Annotated in this window: 10 protein-coding genes and 1 tRNA gene; all 11 read right to left on the reverse strand. The window is 56.7% G+C overall.

From position 1 onward, the window contains the following. Window positions 1-41: 41 nt before the first annotated feature. Complete coding sequence (locus DWV32_RS09610) at window positions 42-407, reverse strand: TraX family protein (protein WP_117758002.1); 366 nt, start codon at window positions 405-407, stop codon at window positions 42-44. A 193-nt stretch (window positions 408-600) separates the two neighbouring features. Beyond that, window positions 601-676, reverse strand: a tRNA-Lys gene (locus DWV32_RS09615). 28 nt (window positions 677-704) lie between these two features. Then, window positions 705-1985, reverse strand: a complete 1281-nt coding sequence (locus DWV32_RS09620; RefSeq protein ID WP_117634755.1) for an aminopeptidase — start codon at window positions 1983-1985, stop codon at window positions 705-707. A gap of 89 nt (window positions 1986-2074) precedes the next feature. Beyond that, on the reverse strand, window positions 2075-2650 hold the full coding sequence (locus DWV32_RS09625; RefSeq protein WP_055251296.1) for a hypothetical protein: 576 nt from the start codon (window positions 2648-2650) through the stop codon (window positions 2075-2077). Continuing rightward, window positions 2651-3529 carry a phosphoribosylaminoimidazolesuccinocarboxamide synthase gene (locus DWV32_RS09630; protein WP_117563999.1) on the reverse strand — a complete coding sequence of 293 codons (879 nt, stop codon included), beginning with the start codon at window positions 3527-3529 and terminating at the stop codon, window positions 2651-2653. Window positions 3530-3647: 118 nt separating this feature from the next. Beyond that, the gene (locus DWV32_RS09635; protein WP_370448119.1) at window positions 3648-5093 is read right to left on the reverse strand and encodes a sensor histidine kinase; all 1446 of its coding nucleotides are present in this window, start codon (window positions 5091-5093) and stop codon (window positions 3648-3650) included. Window positions 5094-5224: 131 nt separating this feature from the next. Further along, entirely contained in the window at window positions 5225-5947 is a 723-nt protein-coding gene (locus DWV32_RS09640; RefSeq protein WP_006236208.1) for a response regulator transcription factor, read from the reverse strand. Window positions 5948-6100: 153 nt separating this feature from the next. Next, window positions 6101-7312, reverse strand: coding sequence for a hypothetical protein (locus DWV32_RS09645; RefSeq protein ID WP_117758004.1), 1212 nt, complete (start codon window positions 7310-7312; stop codon window positions 6101-6103). Beyond that, a complete protein-coding gene (locus DWV32_RS09650; RefSeq protein ID WP_089572560.1) occupies window positions 7312-7575 on the reverse strand; it encodes a TIGR03905 family TSCPD domain-containing protein in 264 nt (87 codons plus the stop codon). The genes DWV32_RS09645 and DWV32_RS09650 overlap by 1 nt, the downstream gene beginning before the upstream one ends. Window positions 7576-7688: 113 nt before the next feature. Next, window positions 7689-9488 carry a GGDEF domain-containing protein gene (locus DWV32_RS09655; protein ID WP_117646132.1) on the reverse strand — a complete coding sequence of 600 codons (1800 nt, stop codon included), beginning with the start codon at window positions 9486-9488 and terminating at the stop codon, window positions 7689-7691. Further along, the gene (locus DWV32_RS09660) at window positions 9485-10321 is read right to left on the reverse strand and encodes an ABC transporter substrate-binding protein (protein ID WP_158566140.1); all 837 of its coding nucleotides are present in this window, start codon (window positions 10319-10321) and stop codon (window positions 9485-9487) included. The genes DWV32_RS09655 and DWV32_RS09660 overlap by 4 nt, the downstream gene beginning before the upstream one ends. Window positions 10322-10436: the final 115 nt, after the last annotated feature.

The raw sequence follows: 10436 nt of genomic DNA on the forward strand, positions 1-10436 counted from the left end.
ATTTTCCGGTTCGACGAACAGCCGATCGTGTCAAATGTGGTCTAACAGAGCCTAACATTTTGTTGCCGAAGGTCAAATAGTTGCCCGGTTTGAACGAAATCGTATATGGGCTCCGCAATGATTGCGAAGACAAGCATATTTCGCAGGTACCTCTTTATGTCATGAGTATGCAAAAATCCCTCAACTATCAAAAAGCAAAATAAGGGAAATGCAATCCTGCCAAGAACATGAAGCACATCCGAAGCCTCGCTTAGAATCGCCCACTGTTCGTCTGATATCTGATTGTACGATGCGTGAGTCATGATTCCATTGGTCAGGACGATCCTGCTTACATGATCGAGAACCATCGAAATGGCCGCTATTATCTTTAATGTGCTGCCGCTAATTCCGTATCTATCTGTTTTCATTTCGTTTTCCTTTCTTTGGGTGGGCCGTCAGAGGTTCGGCCTGCTCTGCAGACGGCCGCTGCGGCGCTTCGCGCCTTGCGCGCTGCGCTGGCAAACGCTCACGCGTTTACTCAGCTCCGCGCCCTTTCGGGTTCGAACCCATGTCGCGGCAACAAAAAAGCGGCCGGCATCCGCCAGTCGCTTTTCTATTCTATGGTGGGCCGTCAGGGGTTCGAACCCTGGACCTTGGGATTAAAAGTCCCCTGCTCTGCCAGCTGAGCTAACGGCCCGCGGGTGGCATTGTACCACGGTCTGGGGCTATTCCCAACTCCATTGGCCGTTCTGGAAAATCACAACTTCACGTCCATCAGGCGTAATGCCCGTAATATCGATATCGTCCGTGCCGATCATAAAATCGACGTGCGTGCTCGAGACGTTAACGCCATGCTCCAGGAGCTCCTCCTTGGACATGTCATACCCACCCTCGATGCATTCGGGGAAACCGACACCCAGCGCGAGATGGCAGCTAGCGTTCTCATCATAGAGCGTGTCATAGAATAGAACGCCACTTTCACGGATCGGCGTGTTCTTGGAGATAAGCGCGACCTCACCCAGATGAGCGGCACCTTCATCGGTGTCAATAATGCTCGCAAGCGTCGCCTTACCCACGCGGGCATCGTAGTCCACTACGCGGCCCGCCTCGAACTTAATCCAAAAATCGTCAACCTTGTTACCGTGGTGAATGAGCGGCATAGCCGAATACACGATACCGTCGGCACGCATACGATCAGGCGAGGTGAAGACTTCCTCGGTGGGAATGTTGGGGAAGAAGGGGTGCCCATCGGGCGTCTTGCCCTTGCCGCCGGCCCACTCGTGACCTTTCGTCATGCCAATCGTCAGATCGGTTCCATTTGCCGAGGTGTAATGCAGGTAGTCGAAACGATTGTCGTTCAGGAAACGCAGGTTCTTTTCGAATGCGGCGTCATGGAGTTCCCAGTCGCTCTCCGGGTCCTGGCCATCGGCGCGAGCGGTATGCAGAATCGCATTCCACAGCTTATAGATTGCAACCTCATCGGCGTCTCCCGGGAACACCTCGCGCGCCCAGGCAACGACCGGCGCGCCGGCGATGCACCACGGGTTGATGTTGTAGTCCAGTCCGCGGCGGAAGACCTTGCACTGCGTGTTCCTTGCCTTAGAAGCTGCAGCAGGCTTAGCGGGATCGATGCCCTTAAGAGCGGCAGGGTCCGCACCCTCGATAAAGATAAAGCAGGCACCATCCTGGGCCAGTGAATCAAGCTGCAGGCGCTTCCACTCGGGCGTCTGCTCAAAATAGCTTTTCTCGACATGCTCGTACGTGAGCCTCGTCACGGCGTCATCGGCCCAAATAACCGTCACGTGACCGGCACCGGAGGCATAGGCCTCCGCGACCACCACGCGCGCAAACGGCGCGCACTCGACCGGAGACTGAACGACAACCTCCTGACCGGGCTTGACGTTTACGCCCTTGCGGACAACCAGGCGCGCATAGTTTTTAATCTTGGGCTCTAGGGCCTTCATGCCCTCCAGAGCCTCTTCGACCGTCAGGGCAGCTCGAATCATGTGCCACTCCATCTATCTATAGAACAGTAAAAAGGCGCGCCGCAAAAACGACGCGCCTTATATCTTAGCGATAAGTATGCATGCAAACGCTACTTCTTCTTGGAGTCCTTCTTGTCCTCCTCGGCAGCCGAGCGCTCGATAAGGGCGTTGAGCTTGTTCTCGGACATGCCCTCGGCCTGCGTGCGGTACATGTTGCGCAGGGGACGAATACGAACGAAGTCGTAGATGAAGTCACCCAAAATGACGACGTAGGACAAAACAATGCCGACCATCTGGACAGGGCTGGACACCATGCCAGCGGGAGCGAAGTACAGCGAAGCCCAAATGGCCACGACGAGCACCATGCCGATAGTGAGCACGGCCCACCAGATGCGGCGGCGCTTGGTGTAGTCCTCATCCTGCTTGAGAAGGATATTCGACACCGTGTAGATGCGATCCTCCTTGGCGCGCTGCTTAGCCTTGCGGGCGCGCTTCTCCTCTTTAGAGAGGCCCTCGAGGTTCTCGCCCTTCTCGAGCTCTTTGCGGCGTGCCTTAGACGAAGCCGGCACGACGCGGACAGAGCTCGCTGCCTGACGGGCGGGCTTGGCGGATGCAGCGGACTTGCGCGCAACCCCGGTAACCTCGTGGGATTGCGTGCGCTTGTTCGTGGCGCTACGGGTACTCACTTATGCGTTCTCCTTCATGCTTGTGAACTGGGAGCCCGTGATGATCTGGAAGGCCTCGCGATAGCGCTCGGACGTGCCATCGATGACCTCGGCGGGCAGATGCGGGGTCTCCCCCGTCATATCCCAGTTGGCTTTGAGCCAATTGCGGACGAATTGCTTGTCGTAGCTGGGCTGAATCTTGCCCTCCTCGTAGCTGGCGGCAGGCCAGAAACGGCTGGAGTCGGGCGTGAGGCACTCGTCGATCAGCGTAACCTTGCCATCGATGACACCGAACTCGAACTTGGTGTCGGCAATGATGATGCCACGGGTCGCTGCATACTCGGCGGCAGCCTTGTAGATCTTGAGGGAAAGGTCGCGAATCTGCGTGGCGATGTCCTCGCCCACGATCTCGCAGCAACGCTCGAACGAGATGTTCTCGTCGTGGTCACCGATCTCGGCCTTCGTGGACGGCGTGAACAGCGGCTCGGGAAGCTTGGAAGCCTCGGTCAGGCCCTCAGGCAGCTGGATGCCGCAGACGGTGCCGTTCTCGTCGTAGGTCTTCTTGCCCGAACCGGTCAGATAGCCGCGGACGATGCACTCGATAGGAATCGTCTGGGCCTTCTTAACCAGCATGGCGCGGCCGGCGAGGTAGTCACGATACTCAGCAAACTCCTCGGGGAAATCCGCCGGGTCGATGGAAACGAGGTGGTTGGGAACGATGCCGGCAAACTTATCGAACCAGAATGCCGAGATGCGGTTGAGCACCTCTCCCTTAAACGGAATCTCGTCGGGAAGAATGAAGTCGAACGCAGAAATGCGGTCGGTGGCGACCATCAGCAGGTTTTCACCGGCATCGTAGATATCACGAACCTTGCCACGGGAATCCGGACGACGCTCCATCGTTGTCACGTGAGTCACTCCTTACCAAAATACGACAGTAATGCGGGTTCTTTCCCGCACGTTTTCGCAAACTCGGAGCGGCAGGGACGAAACCCCTCCTTCACCGAATAGCGAAAAGCTAGTGCTCCATTGTAGTAGATGCCGCGTCCGCCGTGTGCTCGCGAGGCAGATGAATCGTAAAAGTCGTACCCTTTCCAAGCTCCGACTCCACGGATATGTAGCCGTGATGGCGCTCGACGATCTGTTTAGTCACGGCGAGGCCCACGCCCAGACCGCCCGCCTCACGGGCACGGCTGGCATCGGCGCGCCAAAAACGGCCGAAGATGCGCGACAAGTCATCCTTAGCAATTCCGATGCCGGTATCAGAAACGGCAATGCTGACGTGTTTGCGGTCACTGAGCACCGACACCACGACCCAACCGCCCTCGGGGGTGTAGCGCATGGCGTTGCTCATGAGATTGATGACGCATTGTGTGATCATGTCGGGATCGGCTTCGACGACATCGTCGTGACCTTGGGTCTCGTCAGCAAAGCGCAAGCGCAGATCGCGGTCGACAAACAGGCGCTCCTGGGCATTGACGATGGAACGCACGAAAGGAACCATGTCCACCGGCTCAAGGTTGAGCGGAGCCGTGCTGTTTTCCATGCGCGACAGGTCGAGCATCTGCTGCACCAGACGAGCCAGGCGACGCGTCTCGGAAGCAACAGTCTCCAAGTGCTCATCGTCGGTAGGATATACGCCATCCTGCATGGCCTCGACCGTTGCGAGCATGGCCATAAGCGGAGTACGAAGTTCGTGAGCCACGTCCGAGGTCAAACGTTTCTCGTGTTTCATATCCTTCTCGAGCGAAGTGGCCATCTCATCGAACGTCTCGCCCAGTTGATCGATCTCGTCATCGCCGCGCAAGCCCGTACGAGCAGACAGATCGCCATCGCGAATTTGCTTGGCCGTGCTGGTAATACGGTGAATCGGCTTGGTGAGCATGCGCGACACGAGTGATCCGATAACGACCGAAATGCAAACTGCAACAACCGCAGCAAGGGCCATGGCGTTAAAGGTCTTCTCCCTAAACGCAGAATCTGCCTTGGTGAGCAAGGCATCGGAGCCGATGGCCCACAGCTTTACTTGTCCGACATGCTCGCCGGAAGACGTTATGATTTCGACGTTTGCAACGCTATCGGAGCCGGTGGGAGCCGACGAGACCGGACTATGCGATGCTTTTTTCCCGCTCGAGCTGCTCGACGGCGATTCGTTCTCGCGCACATCGGCGGTCGCGCTTGCCGAAGGCCATGAGTCGTCATAAACGACAACGCCTTTCTTGTTGACGACCTGCATACCCAAATCGTCGGACACCAAACTCGATGTCGCGACCGTACGTAGCTCGCCCGCAGTCCAATTGCCGTTTTCCTCATACGACGTCGCAAGCTTTTCGGCAGCGGAATTTGCGATTTCGACGATATTGGAGCGCGTGTAATCCGAAAAGACCGTGCCCCACACAACAGAGACCACGCCCACCAGCACCAATACCGTCATGAGCGATGTCAGAGCAAAAGCAAGTGCCATGCGCGAGGGATAGCTCATCGTTGGCCGTGAATCGGAGCGAGGCGTGTTCCAACTAGCCTTGGAACACGCCTCGCTCTCCTGCTTGTGCTTTTGTCCGATTTCAAAGCGCGCAGGTGTCATATGTGATTTCCCTATTTCTCGTCCGACTTATCGGTCTTGGCCGGAGCCTCGAAGCGATAGCCGACACCGTGGACGGTGTAGAGCCACTTGGGCTTCTTGGGATCATCGCCCAGCTTGGCGCGAAGGTTCTTCACGTGGCTATCGATGGTGCGCTCATAGCCCTCAAAGTCGTAGCCGAGCACCTTCTCGACCAGCTCCATGCGGTTGTAGACGCGACCGGGGTGACGGGCAAGCGTGGTGAGCAGCTTAAACTCGGAAGCCGTCAGGTCGACTTCCTTGCCCTCGACCAAAATCTTGTGGCCCGAGATATCGATGACCAGATCGCCGAAGTCGAGTACCTCGACGGCTGGCTCGTCGGCCTGATGGGCACGGCGGAACAGAGCGCGAACGCGCGCGACAAGCTCGCGCGGCGAGAACGGCTTAATCAGATAGTCGTCGGCGCCGAGCTCAAGACCGATAATACGGTCCTCGATCTCGCCCTTGGCAGTCAGCATGATGATGGGGACATCCGAGGTATCGCGAATGGTGCGGCAAACGCGCTCGCCGGGGATCTTGGGGAGCATAAGGTCGAGCACGACCAGGTCAAACTGATGCTTCTCGAACTCCTCGATCGCGGACTGGCCGTCGCCGACACCCACAACCCAGTAGCCTTCGCGCTCGAGATAGGCAGCGACGGCGTCACGGATTGCCTTCTCATCCTCGACCAGCAGAATCTTTTTTGCATCTGAAGCCATAACACGGCCCCCCTGTCTCAATCAGCTAAGAACAAGCCCATTTTAACGCACCTGAGCCCGCCGGATGCCACTATGACGCGGCAGCTCGGCGGGCGGTACTCACAATTACAACGCGTTTATTCCCCTGTTGGCGCCTTTTTAACCCCTCTAAGCTTAAAGAGAGAATAGGCGTGCGGTGACCGTCTCGGGTATACCCTGGCTGTTGCGCACCGTGGCGTACGTAAGAAATGAGTCCGATTTTCCCGCCGTAGCTGGATAATCGCCATATTCCAAAGCGCGGTCGGGCGACAGCAGCGAGCCATAGGTCTTGGCAGAGGTGTCAATCAAAAAATGCGACGCCTGGACTTTAACCAGGTATTTATTTTTCCTTCCCGCAGCGCACGCGAGCGGCTCACGCGAAAGGAAGAGGTACGGCCCGCCCTCGTTACCGATATAGGTGCCCATATTGCCCAGGCTACCCACACCGTTATACGTCGCCTCAATGGAGAACACGAAGGTGTCGCCCATATACACGGCCTCGAAAGGCGAAACCGACGAAGGAAGCACCAGCTGGGCGCGCTTCGTATTGTTGCCGTCGGTCAGGTCGATCGCCGTCATACCGTAATAGACGCCCTCATCATTGTGCACGCGAGGCGAGATAGTCAGGATGCCGTCGCTCACACGCGGGGCGGATGCGAAGCGGCCCGTCGACTTCCAGATAGTCTCAGGCTTGGACTCGCTGGGTGACTGACGGTAGCAGTACGAATCGTTACTCGTCTTGCTGCCGCCGGACGAAGGCATCTTATACCAGATGACCGACGACCCATACGCTGTGAAGAGCGGCGGATCGTAGTTTTCGCCACCGCGGTCGAGCTCGACAGCGTTACCGGTAAGGGAGGAGCCTGCAAGGTTTTGCGCATAGAGTTTCCAAGACGCATTGGCAAAGTTCATCTCGACCCACGCGAACACGCCATCACCCGCGCGAACGTCGTAAAACGCATAACCGGTTCCCTCAACGGGATCCTCGATAAGTGTAGTAAGCGAGCCATCGCCCAGGTTGAGCACACCAAGCGTATTGGCATGCAGGGCAGAAGCAGGCGCCATCATCGCGGCGGCGTAGTCGCCATCGCAGTAGTACAGCAGCGTGCCCAGCGGCAGCGTCCACGAGGCCGTGGGCTCAAGATCGATATCACCAGCTTCGTACTCATCAGTGATCGAGACAATCTTCGAATCGTCCTTGATAACCTGCGGCTCGCCGGCGGCATCGTCGCTGGTGCCCGTTTTTTTCGAGCAACCGGCAAGCACCGTGGCAGCGCCCGCGGCAGCACCGCTGAGCACAAAGCCACGGCGCGATATTCCATTCTTGATGTGGTCGGCGATACCCATTAGGCGATCTCGGCGCGAGCGGCCTCGATAGCGCGTGTAAGCTGGTCGGCGCAGGAGGTCTTTTTCATACCGCAGGTATTACCGGCGAGAACCTCGATTACGCGATCGGCAGGAGCGCCCTCGACCAGCTTGGAGATAGCCTTGAGATTGCCGTCACAGCCGCCGGTAAACTCAACGCCCAGCACCTTGCTGCCATCGTCAGAGAGATTGAGGTGAATATTGCGAGAGCATACACCCTGCGGCTTGTAGTCAAAACTAATCATTGAGATCCCCTCTCAGAAAGAAATTTCAGACGTCTATTATCCCCGCCTGGGCCGACTTATTATCGCAAGCACCGATTCAACATCCTACGATGCATGGACTCGCGGGGGCAAGATTAGCAGTCCGCACCCTGTGCGTGGACCGTGCGCTTCTCCCGATACATATTGTGGTCGGCGACACGATATACATCGGCCAGCGTATTTCCAGCCGTCTCGACGGTCGCCACGCCAATCGATGCGCTGACCGTCAGGGCCTCATCGCTTACCGCGGCAAGACCGAGACGAAGATCCTGTTCCAGCCCGAGCGCAGACTCGTTGTCAGTATGGGGGCAAACCAGCAAAAACTCGTCGCCGCCAAGGCGCATCGGCAGATAATCCGCACCAGCCACCCGCCGCAGCACGGACGCCGTCCGTCGCAGCAGTTCATCCCCCATCTCGTGACCATAGATGTCGTTGGTCCGCTTGAGATAATTGCAGTCCAACATAATCACGCTCACGGGCAAGTCCTCGTTTACCAGGCTATCTCCGCGCGATTCAAGATAGTTGCGGTTGCGAAGCCCCGTCAGTTTGTCTTGATATGACAGCTCCTCGGCATGCTTGACCATCGATATGTTGTGCGTCGCCACGACGACCGACTCCAGCCGGCCTTGCTCATCGCGATGCTGGGGGACAACCTGTAGCGAGTACCAAGCGCCTCGACAATCTCGCACCTCGGCAGCCAAGTACGGTACGCCCTCCATACGTTCACGAAGCGAACTTATATCTACGAGTCCCACAACCGCTTCGCGGCTTTCGGGGCTCACGATATCCCGGCAGACCGTGTCCATAAAGTCATATGCCTCGCTGTGCTCGGCAAATATTTTCGCTATCGCCGGCGACATATTGATCCCCTCGATCTCGAGGGTGTCGAGATGCAAAAGGAAGGTCGAATCGTAGATGGCGCTTATGGCATTGATAATGCCGAGCTGTTTATCCTTTTCGACCAAATTGCGGTGGTCAACGATATTTCGAGCCAACAGCACCACGACCCAAAACGCAAGACACACCAAGACGCCGACGGCGACAAATGAAATCCTGTCAGACATGACCTCAGATTTGGGATATAGCGCAAACAGGCGGTAGTCCTTATATGCCGCACGCACGGCATACCATTCGTCTCCTCGATATTCGATGCGCGTCAGGCCGTCGTCTTTCCACTCAACTCCTACGCTGGTGAGGAGTCGGGCGAGCGACACGTCAGCATCGGCACTGTTGGATGAGACAATCTCCGCATCCTCCATAACAAGCACCGTGGGACCCTGGTGGAAGGTACTGTTCGAAAGCACGTCGGCTATGGCATATGAATAGTCGTCCGCCGTATCGGAAACAAGTGAGCGGTATGCCAGGGCAACGCCGTCGCCATACGGAACAGCACAGACGGCAAAAACGACACCACGGCGCTCATCGACAGTTGAGTAGGTCACTTTGGAACCTTGATACATCGATGCGACCGGCGAACAGGCCAACTCATCTCGCCACAACATGAGCGGATCGCGACCATCGATGTCGTAGTGGGCAGCCATATGGCCATCGGAGTCCATGACCATCAGCCCCGAAAGGTTCTCGGCATGGACAAATTGCTCGATAAGATCGTCGTTAACCTCAACGCGATCAGAGGACAGGAACGTCGCAAACGATTCGACCGCGGCGAGCAAATCGTGCGTCGCCTCGGTTTTTCTCCCCTGTTCGTAGCGGTCATATTTTTCGCAAGCGTTCTCCAAAAACACCATGGTTTCTTGGCCAAACCCAAGCGTTTTTTCGAGGCAGCGATGGGTTCCAACCGTATACAACAGGCCTAACAAGACGGCGCTGACAATAACGCTGGCAGCTATGACGTTCAGAGTCTTTCGACTCAAGCGGTGCTCATCAGTTGTCATGAATTTCCTCCTTGCCCGCGCGTCGTCGCTCCTGTCTTGTAATTGCCCACAATACGGTCAATCGTGCCATCTCGATCCATGTCGAACAGCGCGGTATTGAGATCCTTTACGACCGATCCTTCATAGCTGTCATCAAACGCGACGCCCAGGTCAACCGTCATAACATTGTCGGCAAACACACGGTAAACGCCGGGATACTGAGCAACGAGCCGGTCGAGCGATTGGACGTCCGCCATCCAACAGTCGACATAACCTTTGACCAGGGCAGCTTTGCAGAGTTCGGCAGAGCCATATGATTTGATGTGCACATCCGGCGAGATCCCTAGGTCCCCGGCAAGCAATCGGCGTTCACTCACCGAACCCGCAATCACCGCAATGGTCTTGCTTCCATCGAGATGCGCCAAGGACTTGATGCCACTCGTTTTCTTGGCGGCAACCGAGACCGTCACGGTTAGATACGGCTCGGTCCAGTAATACTTATCCTCACGATAACAGGGAGAATAATCACACCACAGGCAATCGATATCACCGTTTTTGAGCAGCCGGTCGCGATCGTTCCAGTCAATATCGACAAACTGTGGCTTGAGCCCCGCACGCTTGCAGGCCTCGCGGGCGATGTCGATATCGATACCGACGTAATCGCCCGTGGTATCGATATACACATAGGGGTCGTTATCCGTAACGCCGATTTTGAGTACTGGGAGATCTTTGTCGGCTTCATTCGAGGAGGAAGAACTGCTTCGGACGGTATACGTCAGGGCGGCCACACAGGCAGCAACAAGGAGCATGAGCGTAAACGAGACAATGGCGACTCGCTTGATACGTCCGGGCACGCGCCTCCCTTCATCGAAACAGCAGTCGGATTTCATTTTATACCCGAGGCTGATGCGGCAATAATCAGAACCACCCTTAAAAAGGGTGGTTTGCTCTTAGGGTATAACCCACGGG

Origin of the sequence: Collinsella sp. AF04-24 (assembly GCF_003465685.1) — a bacterium.
In the GTDB taxonomy this organism is placed as follows: domain Bacteria; phylum Actinomycetota; class Coriobacteriia; order Coriobacteriales; family Coriobacteriaceae; genus Collinsella; species Collinsella aerofaciens_AP.

Excerpts from the sequence above, each read along its gene's own strand:
- DWV32_RS09640 (WP_006236208.1), bottom strand. The coding sequence starts at position 5,947 with ATGGCTTCAGATGCAAAAAAGATTCTGCTGGTCGAGGATGAGAAGGCA.
- DWV32_RS09650 (WP_089572560.1), bottom strand. The coding sequence starts at position 7,575 with ATGATTAGTTTTGACTACAAGCCGCAGGGTGTATGCTCTCGCAATATT.
- DWV32_RS09655 (WP_117646132.1), bottom strand. The coding sequence starts at position 9,488 with ATGACAACTGATGAGCACCGCTTGAGTCGAAAGACTCTGAACGTCATA.
- DWV32_RS09620 (WP_117634755.1), bottom strand. The coding sequence starts at position 1,985 with ATGATTCGAGCTGCCCTGACGGTCGAAGAGGCTCTGGAGGGCATGAAG.
- DWV32_RS09645 (WP_117758004.1), bottom strand. The coding sequence starts at position 7,312 with ATGGGTATCGCCGACCACATCAAGAATGGAATATCGCGCCGTGGCTTT.
- DWV32_RS09635 (WP_370448119.1), bottom strand. The coding sequence starts at position 5,093 with ATGGCACTTGCTTTTGCTCTGACATCGCTCATGACGGTATTGGTGCTG.
- DWV32_RS09610 (WP_117758002.1), bottom strand. The coding sequence starts at position 407 with ATGAAAACAGATAGATACGGAATTAGCGGCAGCACATTAAAGATAATA.
- DWV32_RS09630 (WP_117563999.1), bottom strand. The coding sequence starts at position 3,529 with ATGGAGCGTCGTCCGGATTCCCGTGGCAAGGTTCGTGATATCTACGAT.